This is a genomic window from Micromonospora coxensis, from assembly GCF_900090295.1.
GTDB lineage: Bacteria > Actinomycetota > Actinomycetes > Mycobacteriales > Micromonosporaceae > Micromonospora > Micromonospora coxensis.
Map to the genome: position 1 here is coordinate 5877691 of NZ_LT607753.1, position 17993 is coordinate 5895683.

General features: G+C 69.6%; 12 protein-coding genes and 3 rRNA genes. 12 read left to right on the forward strand and 3 right to left on the reverse strand.

The features are described 5' to 3' along the window. Positions 1-229: 229 nt before the first annotated feature. Entirely contained in the window at positions 230-613 is a 384-nt protein-coding gene (locus GA0070614_RS26825) for a PaaI family thioesterase (protein WP_170839542.1), read from the reverse strand. A gap of 106 nt (positions 614-719) precedes the next feature. On the opposite strand from GA0070614_RS26825, the gene tyrS reads away from it, so the two are divergent. The 4 genes from tyrS to rrf all read left to right on the forward strand — a co-directional run bounded on the left by tyrS (position 720) and on the right by rrf (position 7837). Beyond that, the gene (gene tyrS / locus GA0070614_RS26830) at positions 720-2003 is read left to right on the forward strand and encodes a tyrosine--tRNA ligase (protein WP_088979692.1); all 1284 of its coding nucleotides are present in this window, start codon (positions 720-722) and stop codon (positions 2001-2003) included. A 644-nt stretch (positions 2004-2647) separates the two neighbouring features. Further along, positions 2648-4164, forward strand: a 16S ribosomal RNA gene (locus GA0070614_RS26835). A gap of 370 nt (positions 4165-4534) precedes the next feature. Then, positions 4535-7646 (forward strand): 23S ribosomal RNA (locus tag GA0070614_RS26840). 74 nt (positions 7647-7720) lie between these two features. Beyond that, positions 7721-7837 (forward strand): 5S ribosomal RNA (rrf, locus tag GA0070614_RS26845). The 16S, 23S and 5S rRNA genes sit together here, the layout of an rRNA operon. Before the next feature lie 90 nt (positions 7838-7927). Here rrf and GA0070614_RS31295 read toward each other — a convergent pair. Beyond that, entirely contained in the window at positions 7928-9655 is a 1728-nt protein-coding gene (locus GA0070614_RS31295; protein ID WP_231933396.1) for a hypothetical protein, read from the reverse strand. Positions 9656-9658: 3 nt separating this feature from the next. Here GA0070614_RS31295 and GA0070614_RS31300 point away from each other — a divergent pair, with 3 nt between their 5' ends. Both GA0070614_RS31300 and GA0070614_RS26855 read left to right on the forward strand, forming a co-directional pair. Further along, on the forward strand, positions 9659-10603 hold the full coding sequence (locus GA0070614_RS31300; protein ID WP_231933397.1) for a tetratricopeptide repeat protein: 945 nt from the start codon (positions 9659-9661) through the stop codon (positions 10601-10603). After that, the gene (locus GA0070614_RS26855) at positions 10600-11619 is read left to right on the forward strand and encodes an HAD-IIA family hydrolase (protein WP_088978559.1); all 1020 of its coding nucleotides are present in this window, start codon (positions 10600-10602) and stop codon (positions 11617-11619) included. Before GA0070614_RS31300 ends, GA0070614_RS26855 begins: the two co-directional genes overlap by 4 nt. 4 nt (positions 11620-11623) lie before the next feature. On the opposite strand, the gene GA0070614_RS26860 is transcribed toward GA0070614_RS26855, so the two are convergent. Beyond that, positions 11624-11959: an SCP2 sterol-binding domain-containing protein gene (locus tag GA0070614_RS26860; RefSeq protein ID WP_088978560.1), complete on the reverse strand. Its 336-nt coding sequence runs from the start codon at positions 11957-11959 to the stop codon at positions 11624-11626. A gap of 112 nt (positions 11960-12071) precedes the next feature. On the opposite strand from GA0070614_RS26860, the gene GA0070614_RS26865 reads away from it, so the two are divergent. The 6 genes from GA0070614_RS26865 (at position 12072) to steA (ending at position 17980) form a co-directional block, all read left to right on the forward strand. Next, a complete protein-coding gene (locus GA0070614_RS26865; protein WP_088978561.1) occupies positions 12072-12686 on the forward strand; it encodes a phasin family protein in 615 nt (204 codons plus the stop codon). Positions 12687-12708: 22 nt separating this feature from the next. Further along, positions 12709-12969 carry a hypothetical protein gene (locus tag GA0070614_RS26870; protein WP_088978562.1) on the forward strand — a complete coding sequence of 87 codons (261 nt, stop codon included), beginning with the start codon at positions 12709-12711 and terminating at the stop codon, positions 12967-12969. A gap of 19 nt (positions 12970-12988) precedes the next feature. Next, on the forward strand, positions 12989-13849 hold the full coding sequence (locus GA0070614_RS26875) for a TlyA family RNA methyltransferase (RefSeq protein ID WP_088978563.1): 861 nt from the start codon (positions 12989-12991) through the stop codon (positions 13847-13849). 97 nt (positions 13850-13946) lie between these two features. Next, positions 13947-14831 (forward strand): NAD kinase, encoded by an 885-nt coding sequence (locus tag GA0070614_RS26880; RefSeq protein WP_088978564.1) that lies wholly within the window; start codon positions 13947-13949, stop codon positions 14829-14831. A 93-nt stretch (positions 14832-14924) separates the two neighbouring features. Continuing rightward, entirely contained in the window at positions 14925-16682 is a 1758-nt protein-coding gene (gene recN, locus GA0070614_RS26885) for a DNA repair protein RecN (RefSeq protein ID WP_088978565.1), read from the forward strand. Positions 16683-16801: 119 nt separating this feature from the next. Next, entirely contained in the window at positions 16802-17980 is a 1179-nt protein-coding gene (steA, locus tag GA0070614_RS26890) for a putative cytokinetic ring protein SteA (RefSeq protein WP_088979693.1), read from the forward strand. Positions 17981-17993: the final 13 nt, after the last annotated feature.

The following is a 17993-nucleotide window of genomic DNA, read 5'->3' on the forward strand; positions in this document are numbered from 1 at the left end:
GTAAGCGGCAGCTTTTCCGGCGAACAGGACAGGCGGCGCCGGTTCACCACCCGGCCTGCCGCCTGCGCGTCCCCGCCCGTGCGGCCTACCGCCGGTACATCGCCTGCGCGTCCCCGTCCGCCTGCCGTCGGCACGCCGCCTGCCGTCGGTATGCCGCCTGCCCGGCGGCGCGTCCGTGCCGGTGCCGGATCGGGCGGACCGACCTACGCGCCGGCCGCCGTGGTCCGGCTCAGGGGTGGGCGAGGTTCTGCAGCCGCACCTGACCGCGGGAGACCAGCCGCCCGTCGGCGTCGGTGATCTCCACCTGCCAGAGCTGCTGGCTGCGTCCCCGGTGCACGGGCGTGCCGACGGCGGTCAGCTCGCCGTCGCGCACCGCCCGGAGGAAGTCCGTCTGGTTCGACACGCCGACCACCGTGCCGCGCCCGCCGAGCCAGATCGACCCACCGACGCTGGCGGCGGTCTCCACCACCGCGCAGTACACCCCGCCGTGCTGGATGCCGAACGGCTGGTGCAGCTCGGGGCGCACCTGCCAGCGGATCACCACCCGGTCGGCGCCGATCTCGTCGAACTTCAGCCCGAGCAGCCCGACCAGGCCACCCGTCATGTCCGGCATCTCCACGACCCGTACCTCCTCGCCTCGGCCAGGCGCAGCCTAGTCGGCGCTCAGGTCGGCAAACCCGGTACGGCCCGGTGCCCGGCATGGGGGAGAATCGGTGACCGTGACCGACAGCAACCTCCCGCACGGGCGGGACTCCCTGACCGAAGACCTGCGGTGGCGGGGCCTGATCCAGGACTCGACCGGCCTCGACGAGCTGCGCGACCTGCTCGACGGCGGGAGCGCCACCTTCTATGTGGGCTTCGATCCGACCGCGCCCAGCCTGCACGTCGGCCACCTGATGCAGGTCACCACCGCCCGCCGGCTCCAGCTCGCCGGGCACCGGCCGCTGCTGCTGGTCGGCGGCGCGACCGGGCAGATCGGTGACCCGAAGGAGAGCGCCGAGCGGACGCTCAACCCGCCGGAGGTCGTCGCGAGCTGGGTGCAGCGCATCCGCGACCAGCTCGCGCCCTTCGTGTCGTACACCGGTGAGAACGCGGCGCAACTGGTCAACAACCTGGACTGGACCGGCCAGATGTCGGTGGTCGAGTTCCTCCGCGACGTCGGCAAGCACTTCCCGGTGAACAAGATGCTGGCCCGCGAGGTGGTCAAGGCCCGGCTGGAGACCGGCATCAGCTTCACCGAGTTCAGCTACCAGCTGCTCCAGGCCAACGACTTCTTCGAGTTGCACCGTCGGCACGGCTGCCAGCTCCAGTACGGCGGCTCCGACCAGTGGGGCAACATCACCGCCGGGGTCGACTACGTGCGCCGTCGCGGCGCGGGGCCGGTGGAGGCGTTCACCACCCCGCTGGTGACCCGGTCCGACGGCACGAAGTTCGGCAAGACCGAGGGCGGGGCCGTCTGGCTCGACCCCGAGATGACCAGCCCGTACGCCTTCTACCAGTTCTGGGTCAACGCCGACGACCGGGACGTCACCCGCTACCTGCGGTACTTCAGCTTCCGGTCCCGCGAGGAGATCGAGGCGCTGGAGAAGGAGGCGGCCGAGCGGCCGGCGGCCCGCGCCGCCCAGCGGGCGCTCGCCGAGGAGCTGACCACCCTGGTGCACGGCGAGCGGGAGATGGCCCAGGCGGTCGCCGCGAGCCAGGCGCTGTTCGGTCGCGGCTCGCTGGAGGAGTTGACGCCGGAGACCCTGCGGGCGGCGCTGACCGAGGCCGGCCTGGTCCACCTCGACGAGCTGCCGGACGTGGCCGGGCTGCTCAAGGAGTCGGGCCTGGTGCCGAGCATGAAGGAGGCGCGCCGGGTGATCGCCGAGGGCGGCGCGTACGTCAACAACATCCGGGTCACCGAGGTCGACGCGGTGGTCGCCCCGGAGGACCTGCTGCACGGCCGATACCTCGTCCTGCGCCGCGGCAAGCGGTCCTTCGCCGGGGTTGAGCTGCGGAAATAGCCGTACGACGAGAGTGTGACGCGGGACGCCCCCGGCTGATTTGACGATCAACTCGCCGGGGGCGTACCTTTTTCTCTGCCAGCGCGGAACGGACGAAACAGGGCGAAAGACCTGGGCGGCCGGGCGCGGGAACGGACCGAGGACCTCGGAAGTTCTGTCTTCCGGAGTTCGATCCGGGCGGCGCCCCGGATTCGCCCCAGGGCGGATTTGGTGAGGCGGAGCCGACCGGGTATGGTTCATCGCCGGTAGGGCACCGGGCGAGCGTGCGGGAAACCGCAGCGGCCGGCCTACCGACAGCCAGGAGACGAGCGGTGAGAGCCGGTTGTTTTGTGGTGCCCGGAATTGTGGTGGAAGTGGTGTGGATCGCGACAGAGCGGTTTGACACGGCGGATATCACCGGGTAACGTAGTAAAAGTGCCCGGCGCGAGAGCGGCGGGCATGGTGGACGGAATGCCCCGGGTCGGGGCTCCACGGTTGTGGGGTTCTGGGCGGTGTGTGGTTGTTCTTTGAGAACTCAACAGGGTGCTTGATAAGCCAGTGCCAATTTGATTTATACCCCGTGCTGGCGACCTTCTTCGGGGGGTTGTTGGTGGGGATTCCTTTGGCAACACTTTTGTTGTCAGGGTTTGCTGTTCGACAAGTTTTTGTTGGAGAGTTTGATCCTGGCTCAGGACGAACGCTGGCGGCGTGCTTAACACATGCAAGTCGAGCGGAAAGGCCCTTCGGGGTACTCGAGCGGCGAACGGGTGAGTAACACGTGAGCAACCTGCCCTAGGCTTTGGGATAACCCCGGGAAACCGGGGCTAATACCGAATATGACCTCCGATCGCATGGTTGGTGGTGGAAAGTTTTTCGGCCTGGGATGGGCTCGCGGCCTATCAGCTTGTTGGTGGGGTGATGGCCTACCAAGGCGACGACGGGTAGCCGGCCTGAGAGGGCGACCGGCCACACTGGGACTGAGACACGGCCCAGACTCCTACGGGAGGCAGCAGTGGGGAATATTGCACAATGGGCGGAAGCCTGATGCAGCGACGCCGCGTGAGGGATGACGGCCTTCGGGTTGTAAACCTCTTTCAGCAGGGACGAAGCGTAAGTGACGGTACCTGCAGAAGAAGCGCCGGCCAACTACGTGCCAGCAGCCGCGGTAAGACGTAGGGCGCGAGCGTTGTCCGGATTTATTGGGCGTAAAGAGCTCGTAGGCGGCTTGTCGCGTCGACCGTGAAAACTTGGGGCTCAACCCCAAGCCTGCGGTCGATACGGGCAGGCTAGAGTTCGGTAGGGGAGACTGGAATTCCTGGTGTAGCGGTGAAATGCGCAGATATCAGGAGGAACACCGGTGGCGAAGGCGGGTCTCTGGGCCGATACTGACGCTGAGGAGCGAAAGCGTGGGGAGCGAACAGGATTAGATACCCTGGTAGTCCACGCTGTAAACGTTGGGCGCTAGGTGTGGGGGGCCTCTCCGGTTCCCTGTGCCGCAGCTAACGCATTAAGCGCCCCGCCTGGGGAGTACGGCCGCAAGGCTAAAACTCAAAGGAATTGACGGGGGCCCGCACAAGCGGCGGAGCATGCGGATTAATTCGATGCAACGCGAAGAACCTTACCTGGGTTTGACATGGCCGCAAAACTCGCAGAGATGTGAGGTCCTTCGGGGGCGGTCACAGGTGGTGCATGGCTGTCGTCAGCTCGTGTCGTGAGATGTTGGGTTAAGTCCCGCAACGAGCGCAACCCTCGTTCGATGTTGCCAGCGCGTTATGGCGGGGACTCATCGAAGACTGCCGGGGTCAACTCGGAGGAAGGTGGGGATGACGTCAAGTCATCATGCCCCTTATGTCCAGGGCTTCACGCATGCTACAATGGCCGGTACAATGGGCTGCGATACCGTGAGGTGGAGCGAATCCCAAAAAGCCGGTCTCAGTTCGGATCGGGGTCTGCAACTCGACCCCGTGAAGTCGGAGTCGCTAGTAATCGCAGATCAGCAACGCTGCGGTGAATACGTTCCCGGGCCTTGTACACACCGCCCGTCACGTCACGAAAGTCGGCAACACCCGAAGCCGGTGGCCCAACCCCTTGTGGGAGGGAGCCGTCGAAGGTGGGGCTGGCGATTGGGACGAAGTCGTAACAAGGTAGCCGTACCGGAAGGTGCGGCTGGATCACCTCCTTTCTAAGGAGCACCATCCGTCGAAAGACGGTATGGAGCCCACGCCATCCGAACGTGATGGTGGGGTGCTCAATGGCGGAGACACTGGCCAGTTTTTCCTCGGCAACGGTCGGGGGCGCCTAGTACAGCCACTTCGGTGGTGGGAACGGTTGGCTCCTGATGCGGCTGGGAAGAGGCGCTAAGCACCCTGTTGGGTCCTGAAGGAACAACCCGAGGGTTGTCTTTCAGAACCATGACCCCACTGTGGTGGGGGACGGTTGCCAGGCATGACCTGGTGTGGCATACCGCCGGCGGTGGTCGGGTTTGGTGTCGCGCTGTGGGTTGTGGGTTGGTTGTTTGTTGAGAATTGCACAGTGGACGCGAGCATCTTTGTGGTCAAGTTGTCAAGGGCGAACGGTGGATGCCTTGGCACCAGGAGCCGATGAAGGACGTGGGAGGCCGCGATAGGCCTGGGGGAGCTGTCAACCAAGCTGTGATCCCAGGGTGTCCGAATGGGGAAACCCGGCACCAGTCATGTGGTGTCACCCGCACCTGAACACATAGGGTGTGTGGGGGGAACGCGGGGAAGTGAAACATCTCAGTACCCGTAGGAAGAGAAAACAAATTTAGTGATTCCGTGAGTAGTGGCGAGCGAAAGCGGATTGAGGCTAAACCGGCTGCGTGTGATACCTGTCAGGGGTTGCGTGGTCGGGGTTGTGGGACCCCGCTGAACAAGCTGACACTTGTTCGAGGAGTTATAAAGTCAGTGGCTAGCCGAACAGTCTGGAATGGCTGACCGTAGGCGGTGAGAGTCCGGTAGGTGAAAGTTGCTGACCTTCTGTGGGTGTTCCCGAGTAGCGGCGGACCCCTGAAATCTGCCGTGAATCTGCCAGGACCACCTGGTAAGCCTAAATACTTCCTGGTGACCGATAGCGGACGAGTACCGTGAGGGAATGGTGAAAAGTACCCCGGGAGGGGAGTGAAATAGTACCTGAAACCGTTCGCCTACAATCCGTCGGAGCCTTGCGGGGTGACGGCGTGCCTTTTGAAGAATGAGCCTGCGAGTTAGTGGCATGTGGCGAGGTTAACCCGTGTGGGGGAGCCGTAGCGAAAGCGAGTCTGAATAGGGCGATCGAGTCGCATGTCCTAGACCCGAAGCGGAGTGATCTAGCCATGGGCAGGCTGAAGCGCGGGTAAGACCGCGTGGAGGGCCGAACCCACCAACGTTGAAAAGTTGGGGGATGACCTGTGGTTAGGGGTGAAAGGCCAATCAAACTCCGTGATAGCTGGTTCTCCCCGAAATGCATTTAGGTGCAGCGTCGCGTGTTTCTTGCCGGAGGTAGAGCACTGGATGGTCTAGGGGGCCCACAAGCTTACCGAAATCAGCCAAACTCCGAATGCCGGTAAGTGAGAGCGCGGCAGTGAGACTGCGGGGGATAAGCTTCGTAGTCGAGAGGGAAACAGCCCAGATCACCAGCTAAGGCCCCTAAGCGTGTGCTAAGTGGAAAAGGATGTGGGGTCGCATAGACAACCAGGAGGTTGGCTTAGAAGCAGCCACCCTTTAAAGAGTGCGTAATAGCTCACTGGTCAAGTGGTTCCGCGCCGACAATGTAGCGGGGCTCAAGCACACCGCCGAAGCTGTGGCATTCACATTTCAACCTCGCTTGGACTTGATTCCTTGTGCAGGTGTGTGGATGGGTAGGGGAGCGTCGTGCCGGGGGTGAAGCAACGGGGTGACCTAGTTGTGGACGCGGCACGAGTGAGAATGCAGGCATGAGTAGCGAAAGAAGGGTGAGAAACCCTTCCGCCGGATGACCAAGGGTTCCAGGGCCAGGCTAATCCGCCCTGGGTGAGTCGGGACCTAAGGCGAGGCCGAGAGGCGTAGTCGATGGACAACGGGTTGATATTCCCGTACCCGCGAAAGAGCGACCCTGATGAACCTCGTTGTGCTAACCACCCGAACCAGCCGAGACCTTCGGGTCGAGGTTGGGGAGCGTGGGAACCTGGCGGGTAGTAGTCAAGCGATGGGGTGACGCAGGAAGGTAGCTGATCCCGGCCGGTGGTTGTGCCGGGGTAAGCGTGTAGGCCGCACCATAGGCAAATCCGTGGTGCATGGAGGCTGAGACGTGATGCCGAGCCGATTCAGGTGAAGTCAGTGATCCTATGCTGCCGAGAAAAGCCTCTAGCGAGTTCTGAGCGGCCCGTACCCCAAACCGACACAGGTGGTCAGGTAGAGAATACCGAGGCGATCGGGCGAACTGTGGTTAAGGAACTCGGCAAATTGCCCCCGTAACTTAGGGAGAAGGGGGGCCGGAGACGTGAAGCCCCGCGCGGGTGGAGCGTTGTATGGCCGCAGAGAGCAGGGGGAAGCGACTGTTTACTAAAAACACAGGTCCATGCGAAGAAGTAATTCGATGTATATGGACTGACGCCTGCCCGGTGCTGGAACGTTAAGGGGACCTGTTAGCTCTTCGGGGCGAAGCGGAGAACTTAAGCGCCAGTAAACGGCGGTGGTAACTATAACCATCCTAAGGTAGCGAAATTCCTTGTCGGGTAAGTTCCGACCTGCACGAATGGCGTAACGACTTCCCCACTGTCTCAACCACAGGCCCGGCGAAATTGCAGTACGAGTAAAGATGCTCGTTACGCGCGGCAGGACGGAAAGACCCCGGGACCTTTACTATAGCTTGACATTGGTATCCGAATTAGCTTGTGTAGGATAGGTGGGAGCCGGTGAAGTCCATACGCCAGTATGGGTGGAGGCAATCTTGAAATACCACTCTGGTTGATTTGGGTATCTAACTTCGGACCGTTATCCGGTTCAGGGACAGTGTCTGGTGGGTAGTTTAACTGGGGCGGTTGCCTCCTAAAGGGTAACGGAGGCGCCCAAAGGTTCCCTCAGCCTGGTTGGCAATCAGGTGTTGAGTGCAAGTACACAAGGGAGCTTGACTGTGAGACTGACAGGTCGAGCAGGGACGAAAGTCGGGACTAGTGATCCGGCACTTGCGAGTGGAAGCGGTGTCGCTCAACGGATAAAAGGTACCCCGGGGATAACAGGCTGATCTTCCCCAAGAGTCCATATCGACGGGATGGTTTGGCACCTCGATGTCGGCTCGTCGCATCCTGGGGCTGTAGCAGGTCCCAAGGGTTGGGCTGTTCGCCCATTAAAGCGGTACGCGAGCTGGGTTTAGAACGTCGTGAGACAGTTCGGTCCCTATCCGCCGTGCGCGTAGGATACTTGAGAAGGGCTGTCCCTAGTACGAGAGGACCGGGACGGACGAACCTCTGGTGTGCCAGTTGTCCCGCCAGGGGCACGGCTGGTTAGCTACGTTCGGAAGGGATAACCGCTGAAAGCATCTAAGCGGGAAGCTCGCTTCAAGATGAGGTATCCCACCACTCTTTGAGTGGGTAAGGCCCCCAGCTAGACGACTGGGTTGATAGGCCGGAAATGTAAGCCCGGTAACGGGTTCAGTTGACCGGTACTAATAGGCCGAGGACTTGACTACGAAGCTGCTACGCGTCCACTGTGCAACTCTGAACACGCAAACACCCACGGGTTGTTTTGACATGTTCATAGAGTTACGGCGGTCATGGCGGAGGGGAAACGCCCGGTAACATTCCGAACCCGGAAGCTAAGCCCTCCAGCGCCGATGGTACTGCACTCGGGAGGGTGTGGGAGAGTAGGACACCGCCGGACAATCTTCCAGTCGAGGGCCGCCCCATCCGGGTCGGCCCTCGACTGCGTAGCGCCGTTGGTGGCGCAATGAGGAAGGATGTACCTGTGAGTTCAGAACCGCAGGGCGGAGATCGTCCGCGCCGTTACGAGGACCGTTCGGACCGCCCGCAGGGGCGGGGTGTCGGCCCGCGTCGGGACGACCGTCCCCCGTACCGGGGAGACCGTGACGACCGGGGCGGCCAGCGCGGTGGCAACGGCGCCGAGCGTGGCCGCGACGGCGGTGGTTTCCGCGGCGGTGACCGCCGTGAGGGTGGCTTCCGTTCCGGCTCCCGCGACGGTGACTCCCGGGCCGGCGGTTTCCGCCGGGACGGTGACGCGCCGCGCGAGGGTGGTTTCCGTGGTGGTGAGCGTCGCGAGGGTGGCTTCCGATCCGGCCCCCGCGAGGGTGGCTTCCGGCGGGACAACGATGGCGGCTTTCGCGGCGGCGACCGTCGCGAGGGTGGCTTCCGTGGCGGTGAGCGTCGTGAGGGTGGCTTCCGTGGTGGCGACTCCCGTGAGGGTGGCTTCCGTGGTGGCGACCGCCGCGAGGGCGGTTTCCGTGGTGGCGACCGTCGGGAGCACGGCGGGAGCGACCGTGGTTTCCGCCGCGACGGTGACAGCGGTCCCCGGGGCGGCGACCGCCGCGAAGGCGGCTTCCGGGGTGGTGACCGTCGTGAGGGCGGCTTCCGTCGCGACGGCGAGGCGCCGCGCGAGGGTGGCTTCCGTGGCGGTGAGCGTCGCGAGGGTGGCTTCCGTGGTGGCGACTCCCGTGAGGGTGGCTTCCGTGGTGGTGAGCGTCGTGAGGGTGGCTTCCGCGGTGGTGAGCGTCGTGAGGGTGGCTTCCGTGGTGGCGACTCCCGTGAGGGTGGCTTCCGCGGCGGCGACCGTCGCGAGGGCGGCTTCCGCTCCGGCCCCCGCGACGGTGACTCCCGCCCCGGCGGTTTCCGCCGGGACGGTGACGCGCCGCGCGAGGGTGGCTTCCGTGGTGGCGACCGCCGCGAGGGCGGTTTCCGTGGTGGCGACCGTCGGGAGCACGGCGGGAGCGACCGTGGTTTCCGCCGCGACGGTGACAGCGGTCCCCGGGGCGGCGACCGCCGCGAAGGCGGCTTCCGGGGTGGTGACCGTCGTGAGGGCGGCTTCCGTCGCGACGGCGAGGCGCCGCGCGAGGGTGGCTTCCGTGGCGGTGACCGTCGTGAAGGTGGCTTCCGCGGTGGAGAGCGTCGTGAGGGCGGTTTCCGTGGCGGGGACTCCCGTGAGGGCGGCTTCCGTTCCGGCCCGCGTGAGGGTGGCTTCGGTGGCGGTGACCGTCGTGAGGGCGGCTTCCGTTCCGGCCCGCGCGAAGGTGGCTTCCGGGGCGGCGAGCGTCGTGAGGGCGGCTTCCGGGGCGGCGACCGCCGTGAGGGCGGCTTCCGCAGAGACGGTGACGCGCCGCGCGAGGGCGGCTTCCGCCGGGAGGGCGACCGTCGTGAGGGCGGTTTCCGGGGCGGCGACCGACCGCGCCCGGAGCGGGGCGGCGAGCGCGGCGGCTACGGTGACCGGCCGCGTCGTGACGACCGGCGCGGCTTCGAGGATCGGCGTCCGGAGGGTGGCTTCGGCCCCGACCGGGAGCGCCGGGACGAGGCCGAGGGGGCCCGGGGCGCCGCACCGGCGCTGCCGGACGAGATCTCCGCGAGCGACCTGGACACGGCGGTCCGCGCCGAGCTGCTCTCGCTGAACAAGCCGGTCGCCGAGACCGTCGCCCGGCACCTCGTCGCCACCGGCCAGCTGATCGACGAGGACCCAGCCGAGGCGCTCGCCCACGCGATGGCGGCCCGGCGGCTGGCCTCACGGATCTCCGCGGTGCGGGAGGCGGTCGGGCTGGCCGCGTACCACGCGGGGGAGTGGCAGACGGCGATCGCCGAGCTGCGCACGTACCACCGGATGACCGGGTTGCAGAGTCACCTGGCGGTGCTGGCCGACTGCGAGCGGGCCCTGGGGCGTCCGGAGCGGGCGATCGACCTGTTCCGGGGCGCCGACCGGGAGAAGCTCGACCAGGCCGTCGCCGTCGAGCTGCTGATCGTGGCCGCCGGTGCACGTGGCGATCTCGGGCAGAAGGACGCGGCCGTGGCGATGCTCCAGGTCCCGGAGCTGACCGCCGACCCGGCCGAGCCGTGGACCGGCCGGCTGCGTTACGCGTACGCGGACGCGCTGCTGGCGGTGGGCCGGCGCGAGGAGGCCCGAGAGTGGTTCTCCCGCGCCGCCGACGTCGACACCGACGGCGAGACCGACGCCGCGGAGCGACTGCTGGAGCTCGACGGCGTGCTGATCGAGGGGGACGACTCCGACGAGGAGCCGGCCGAGGAGATCGCCTCCGGTCCCGGCACGCCGGGCGCCGTGCCGGCCCGGCCGGACGCCGACCTGACCGCCGACGACGACCGCGCCGACGAGGACGATGACCTCGCCGACGAGGACGACCTCGACGACGACGAGGACGACCTCGACGACGACGAGGACGATGACGACGACCTCGATGATGAGGACGACGACGACCTCGACGGCGACGAGGACGACGACCTCGACGGCGACGAGGACGACGACCTCGACGACGAGGACGACGAGGACGAGGACGACGACCTCGACGGCGACGGGCTGACCGACGACGCCCGCACCGGCGACGCGCGCACCGACGGGCGGGCCACCGCGGCCGCCGACCGTGCCGCCGGCGACCGGCCGGTGGGCACCGACGGGTCGGAGCCGGGTCAGCGATGACCGGATTCGCCGGGGACCGGCTGGTCGACGGGTACTCGCTGGTCGTCTTCGACCTGGACGGGGTGATCTACCTGATCGACCGGCCGATCCCCGGCGCGGTCGAGGCGGTCGGCCGGCTGCACGCCGACGGCCGGGCGGTGGCGTACGCGACGAACAACGCCTCGCGCCGCTCCAGCGAGGTCGCCGACCTGCTCACCGGGATGGGTGTGCCGGCCGAGCCGGCCGAGGTGCTGACCTCCGCCGCGGCCGCCGCCGAACTGCTGCGGGACCGGTTCCCCGCTGGCGCCCCGGTGCTCGTGGTCGGCGCGGAGGCGTTGCGCGCCGAGATCCGCGCCGTCGGGCTCACCCCGGTCGCCCGGGCCGACGAGTCGCCGGTCGCGGTCGTGCAGGGGTACGGCCCGCAGGTGGGCTGGGTGGACCTGGCCGAGGCGTCGGTCGCCATCCGGGCCGGGGCGACCTGGATCGCCACCAACACCGACCGGACCCTGCCCAGCGGGCGGGGCCCGCTGCCGGGCAACGGCTCCCTGGTGGCCGCCCTGCGGCACGCGCTGGACCGCGCGCCGGACGTGGTCGTCGGCAAGCCCGAGCCGGCCCTGTTCGCCACCGCCGCCCGCCGGGCGGGGCAGGGGCGGACGCTGGTGGTCGGCGACCGGCTGGACACCGACATCGAGGGCGCCCGGCGTGCCGGGCTGGACAGTCTGCTGGTGCTGACCGGCGTCAGCGACGTACCCGAACTGCTGGCCGCCCCCGAGGCGCGGCGCCCGACGTACGTCGCCGAGGACCTGGCGGGGCTCTTCGACCCGGCGGCCGTGGTCGCCGTACCCGGGAAGCCGGAGGTCGCGGGGTGGTCCGCCGCCCTGGTCGACGGCGCGGTGGAGCTGGGCGGCGCGGGCCGGCCGTTGGACGCCCTGGCGGCGCTCTGCGCGGCCGCCTGGTCCGGCGAGGCGGTGTCGCGGGTGCGGCCCGTCACCCCGGAGGCGGAGCGGGCGCTGGAGGCGCTCGGCCTGCCCGCCTGAGCGCTCAGAGCAGCTTGCGCAGCTTCATCAGGTCGAACGGGTTGGCCTTGATGGACACCCGGCGGGCGGCGACCGCCTTGGTGATGTCGAGCTGACCGTGCACCAGGGCGACCAGGTCGTCGCTGCCGGTGACCAGAGCGATCTTGGCCTTCGGGTCGTCGCCGTCGCTCAGGTCGACCAACCGGCCGCCGACGAGGCGCCCGTGGAACGCGGTGTCGAGGTCGGTGATCCGGCAGGCCAGGGTGCGATCCAGGTCGATCTTCCCCGGCATCTCGGCGTGCCGGTCCAGCCGGGTCGCCAGATCCCGCAACGCCTGCCGGCACTCGTCCACGCTGGCCACATCGTCTCCTCACCGCACGCCACGCCGTTTCCCGGCACCGTACCGCAATGGGTCGTCGGGAGCGCCCGGTAGCGTGAGACCCGCACACCTCGCCCCGCGGAAGGACTCAGGCATGCAGGACGCGTGGCGCGCCTACCTCGAGTTGGCCATGGGCCTGACGGAGGCGCCCCGGAAGAAGGCCCAGGACGCCGTGCGCCGGGTGGTCGGCACGGGCGGCGCGACGGCCGTCCAGCTCCAGGCACTCGCCGAGGAGCTCCTCGCCACCGGCGCGGCCAATCGGGAGGCGCTGACCAAGCTGGTCCGCTTCGAGGTGGACCGGGCGTTGGGCGCGGTCGGGCTCGCCACCGCCGACGAGGTCGCCGAGCTGACCCGCCGGGTGCACGAGCTGGAACGCGAGCTGCGCGAGGCCAAGGGCGCGCCGGGGGCGCACCTCGCCGCCGCCGCGCCGGACACCACCGTGCCGCCGGTCGGCGCGCCGGCGTCCGCCACCCGGGGTGGCCCGAGCGGCGCGCCGCAGGCCGGGCCGTCCGGAGCCGCGCCGACGAAGGCGGTGGCGAAGAAGGCGGTGGCCAAGAAGGCGGTCGCGAAGAAGGCCGTGGCGAAGAAGGCCATCGCCCGCAAGCCGCCGGCCGCGGTCTCGACCACGCCGGGCGAGCCGGCCGCCCCCGCCGCCCGGCCGGCGAAGAAGGCCGCGCCCCGTCGGCCCGCCACGGGCGGCGAGCAGTGACCGCCGGCGCCGGGAGCCGGTCGTGACCGGCCCGTTCCGTCCCGGCCCGCCGCCGGGCGGGGTCCGTCCCGGCCCGCCGCCGGGCGTCCGTCCGGGGCCGCGTCCCGGGCCGCCGCCGGCCGGGTCGGACGACGAGGTCGGTGAGGCGCGCCATCCGGCGGTGGACGCCGCCGTGCAGGCGATGATCAACGCCGAGGGGCTGCCCCCGGCCGACCAGATCGCCCAGTACGAGGCGGCGTACCAGACGCTGCGGGAGACCCTCGCCACCATCGACCAGACCTGAACGACCGGAGAACCACCCCATGGCACGTCGTACCCGCCTCGACGCCGAACTCGTCCGTCGCGGGCTGGCCCGCTCCCGGGAACAGGCCGCCGCGCTGGTCGAGGCCGGCCGGGTCCAGCTGCGGGGGGTGCCGGCCCGCAAGCCGGCCGCGATGGTCGACCCCGCCGACCCGCTGCGGGTCACCGGCGAGGACCCGTCGACCGAGTACGTCTCGCGCGGCGGGCACAAGCTCGCCGGCGCGCTCGCCGCGTTCGCCCCGGGCGGACTGACCGTCGCCGGCCGGCGCTGCCTGGACGCGGGCGCCTCCACCGGCGGCTTCACCGACGTGCTGCTGCGCGCCGACGCGGCCGAGGTGGTCGCGGTGGACGTCGGCTACGGCCAGCTGGCCTGGCCGCTGCGTACCGACGAGCGGGTGCGGGTCTTCGAGCGCACCAACGTCCGTACGCTGACCGCCGAACTCATCGGCGGCGAGGTCGACCTCACGGTGGCGGATCTCTCCTTCATCTCGTTGCGCCTGGTGCTACCGGCGCTGGCCGGCTGCACCCGGGCCGACGGCGACCTGGCGCTGATGGTCAAGCCGCAGTTCGAGGTGGGCAAGGAACGCGTCGGCGCCGGTGGCGTGGTCCGGGATCCGGCGCTGCGCGCGGAGGCGGTGCTCGACGTCGCGGCGGCCGCCGCCGATCTCGGGCTGGGTCTGGCGGACGTGGCCGCCAGCCCGTTGCCGGGGCCGAGCGGCAACGTCGAGTTCTTCGTATGGTTACGCCGGGGCGCGCCCGCGGCCGACCCCGAGCGGGTGCGTGCCGTCGTGGCGGCCGGGCCCGAGGGCCTGGCGGCCTCCGGCGCGCTGCCGGAGGCGGAATCCGGGGAGGTGTCAGGGTGAGCGACGAGCGGAGCCCGGTGATCGGGTACGGGAGGCTGGTCGGCGTGAGCGTCAGCGACGGGGTGCGTCCGAGCGGCGCACGCGTGGAGGCCGACCGGTGAGCCGTACCGCGTTGCTGGTGACGCACACCGGTCGCCGGCGCAGCACCGAGCACGCCCGGGCGGTCGCCGCCGACCTGATCGCCGCCGGCTTCGAGGTGCGGGTGGTCGCCGAGGAGGCCGAAGACCTCGACCTGCCGGGTGTGGTGCCGGTCACCGGCCCGGAGGCGGCCGAGGGCGCCGAGATCGTCTTCGCCCTCGGCGGCGACGGCACCTTCCTGCGCGCGGCCGAGCTGGCCCGCCCGGCGAAGGTCCCGCTGCTCGGCATCAACCTCGGCAAGGTCGGTTTCCTCGCCGAGGCGGAGATCGACGACCTGGACCTGGCCGTGCGCGACGTGGTCGGGCGCAACTACACCGTGGACGAACGGCTCACCCTCGACGTGACCGCCGAGTTCGACGGCGGGCCGACCATCGAGTCCTGGGCGCTCAACGAGATCAGCGTCGAGAAGGGCGAGCGGGCCCAGATGCTGGAGCTGCTCGTCGACGTGGACGGCCGGCCGCTGTCCCGGTACGGCTGCGACGGCGTGGTCTGCGCGACCCCGACCGGCTCCACCGCGTACGCCTTCTCCGGCGGCGGGCCGGTGGTCTGGCCGGAGGTGGAGGCGCTGCTGCTGGTGCCGATCAGCGCGCACGCGCTGTTCAGCCGTCCGCTGGTGACGGCGCCCACGTCGAGCATCGCCATCACCGTGGACCCGTTCACCACCCTGGCGGTGCTCTGCTGCGACGGCCGGCGGGTGTTCGACCTCCCGCCGGGGGCCAGGGTGACGGTGCGTCGCGGCGCGTTGCCGGTGCGGGTGGTGCGGCTGCGGGACCGGCCGTTCACCGACCGCCTGGTCGCCAAGTTCGACCTGCCCGTGCAGGGCTGGCGGGGCAGCCGCAGGTGACCGGGCGGCCGGCGGGGTGAGCCGGGCCGGCTGTCCACAGCCGGGCCGCGCCGGCTGGTCAAGTGTCGGGGGCCGCGTCTACTGTCGGTTGCTGTGCTGGAAGAGCTGCGCATCACCGGACTGGGCGTCATCGAGGACACCACGCTGCCGTTGACCGGCGGGATGAACGTCATCACCGGCGAGACCGGTGCCGGCAAGACGATGGTGGTGACCGGCCTCGGCCTGCTCTTCGGTGGCCGGGCCGACGCCGGGCGGGTCCGCGCCCAACCGGGCCGGGCGCTGGTCGAGGGGCGGCTGCGCCTCGACGGCCGGGTCGCCGACGCGGTGCACGCCCGGATCGTCGACGCCGGCGGGGAGCCCGACGAGGACGGCTCGCTGTTGATGAGCCGTACGGTCACCGTGGAGGGTCGGTCCCGGGCCCACCTGGGCGGGCGCAGCATGCCGGTGTCGATGCTCGGCGAGGTCGGCGAGCAGGTGGTGGCGGTGCACGGCCAGTCCGACCAGCTGCGCCTGCTGCGTCCGGCCGAGCAGCGGGCCGCGCTGGACCGGTTCGCCGGCCCGGCGCACGAGAAGCTGCTCGACGCGCTGCGCGAGGCGTACGCGCGGTGGCGGCACGTCGTCGACGACCTGGCCGACCGGCGGCGCAACGCCCGCGAGCGCAACCAGGAGGCCGACCTGCTGCGGCTGGGACTGGACGAGATCACCCGGGTCGACCCGCAGCCGGGCGAGGACGACGAGCTGAAGGCCGAGGCGCAGCGGCTGGAGCACGCCGAAGGGCTGCGCACCGCGGCCCAGCTGGCCCAGCAGTGCGTGGCCGGCGGGGTGGAGACGGCCGACGACACCCCCGACGCGACCACCCTGCTCGGCACCGCCCGGCGCACCCTGGAGGCGCAGGCCGGCACCGATGCGGCCCTCGGCGAGCTGGCGGCCCGCCTGGAGGAGGCGGCGACCCTGGTCGCGGACGTCTCCGCCGAGCTGTCGGCGTACCTGGCGGCGCTGGACGCCGACCCCGCCCGGTTGCAGACCGTCTACGAGCGGCGGGCCGCGCTGCGCGCGTTGACCCGCAAGTACGCCGACGACGTCGACGGCGTGGTGGCCTGGGCCGAACGGGCCCGCACCCGGCTGTCCGACCTGGACACCTCCGACGAGCTGCTCGACGAGCTGGACAAGGAGGCCCAGCGCCTGGCCGGCGAGGTGGCCGACCTGGCCGGCCGGGTCTCGGCCTCGCGGCGCGAGGCGGCCACCCGCTTCGCCGAGCAGGTCACCGTGGAGCTGGCCGGCCTGGCCATGCCGCACGCCCGCATCGAGGTGGCCGTCCTGCCGCGCCCGGCGGGCCGGAGCGAGCCCACGCTGACGGTGGACGGCGCGCCGGTGGGCGTCGGCCCGGACGGGGTCGACGAGGTGGAGCTGCGGCTGCTGGCCCACCCGGGCGCGCCCTCGCTGCCGTTGCAGCGCGGCGCCTCCGGCGGTGAGCTGTCCCGGGTGATGCTCGCCATCGAGGTGGTCTTCGCCGGTTCGGGCGGCCCGCCCACCCTGGTCTTCGACGAGGTCGACGCCGGGGTCGGCGGGCAGGCGGCGGTGGAGATCGGCCGCCGGCTGGCCCGGCTGGCGCGCAGCCACCAGGTGTTGGTCGTCACCCACCTGCCGCAGGTCGCCGCGTTCGCCGACCGGCACCTGGTGGTGGCGAAGGACACGGGGGGAGCGGTGACCACCAGCGGGGTGCGGGTGGTGGAGGACACCGAGCGGGCCCGGGAGCTGGCCCGGATGCTCGCCGGTTTGCCCGACTCGGACCTGGGTATCGCTCACGCGGAGGAGCTTCTGGCCGTGGCGGCCAAGGAAAGGCGGCCCTGACCGCCACGATTGTGAGCGGAGGCACACCGGCCTGCGCTCCGGTGTGCTTCCCTGGGTAGGCGGCCCTGCTCAGGCATGTCGCGACAGAAAAGCCTGCCTCACATGCCAGGATGGTCACGATGCGTCTACCCACGTTGCGCCGGACCCGGAACGCGGACCCGGGCTCAGTCCTCGGCACCGCCCGCCTCGACCGTCGTACCAAGCGGCTGGTCGGCCGGCTCCGCCCCGGCGACATCGCGATCATCGACCACGTCGACCTGGACCGGGTGGCGGCCGACTCGCTGGTCGCCGTCGGCGTCGCCGCGGTGCTCAACGCCAAGCCGTCGGTCTCCGGCCGCTACCCCAACCTCGGCCCCGAAGTGCTGGTGGCCGCCGGGATCCCGCTCCTGGACGACCTCGGCGAGGGGATCTTCGAGCGGGTCCGCGAGGGCGACACCGTCCGGATCGAGGGCAACACCGTCTACGTCGGCGACGAGCCGGTGGCGCACGGTGAACTCCAGGACGCCGAGACGGTGGCCAAGGCGATGGCCGACGCCCGGGAAGGGCTGTCGGTCCAGCTGGAGGCGTTCGCCGCCAACACCATGGACTACCTCCGGCAGGAGCGCGACCTGCTGCTGGACGGGGTGGGCGTACCGGACATCCAGACCCAGGTCCAGGGCCGGCACTGCCTGATCGTGGTCCGCGGCTACGACTACAAGGACGACCTGGACGTGCTGCGCCCGTACATCCGGGAGTTCAAGCCGGTGCTGATCGGCGTGGACGGCGGCGCGGACGCCCTGGTCGAGGCGGGCTACACCCCCGACATGATCATCGGTGACATGGACTCGGTCACCGACGACGTGCTGCGCTGCGGGGCCGAGGTCATCGTGCACGCGTACCCGGACGGGCGGGCCCCGGGCCTGGCCCGGGTCACCGGGCTGGGGGTGCCGGCGATCACCTTCCCGGCCGCCGCCACCAGCGAGGACCTGGCCATGCTGCTGGCCGACGAGAAGGGCGCCTCGCTGCTGGTCGCCGTCGGCACCCACGCCACGCTCGTGGAGTTCCTGGACAAGGGGCGCGGCGGCATGGCGTCCACCTTCCTCACCCGGCTCAAGGTCGGCGGCAAGCTGGTCGACGCCAAGGGGGTGAGCCGGCTGTACCGGCAGAGCATCTCCGGCTCGTCACTGCTGCTGCTGGTCCTCTCGGCGGTCGCCGCGATGGCGTCCGCGGTGGCGGTCTCCACCGTCGGGAAGGCGTATTTGGGCGTGGTCTCCGAGTGGTGGGACAATTTCGTGTTCCAGCTCGGCCAGCTCTTCTAGCTCCCGACCGATC

What these genes read in the sequence shown, in the direction of transcription:
- GA0070614_RS26825 (WP_170839542.1), bottom strand. Translation starts at nt 613, where the DNA reads ATGCCGGACATGACGGGTGGCCTGGTCGGGCTGCTCGGGCTGAAGTTC.
- GA0070614_RS31300 (WP_231933397.1), top strand. Translation starts at nt 9,659, where the DNA reads ATGGCGGCCCGGCGGCTGGCCTCACGGATCTCCGCGGTGCGGGAGGCG.
- GA0070614_RS26855 (WP_088978559.1), top strand. Translation starts at nt 10,600, where the DNA reads ATGACCGGATTCGCCGGGGACCGGCTGGTCGACGGGTACTCGCTGGTC.
- GA0070614_RS26865 (WP_088978561.1), top strand. Translation starts at nt 12,072, where the DNA reads ATGCAGGACGCGTGGCGCGCCTACCTCGAGTTGGCCATGGGCCTGACG.
- GA0070614_RS26875 (WP_088978563.1), top strand. Translation starts at nt 12,989, where the DNA reads ATGGCACGTCGTACCCGCCTCGACGCCGAACTCGTCCGTCGCGGGCTG.
- steA (WP_088979693.1), top strand. Translation starts at nt 16,802, where the DNA reads ATGCGTCTACCCACGTTGCGCCGGACCCGGAACGCGGACCCGGGCTCA.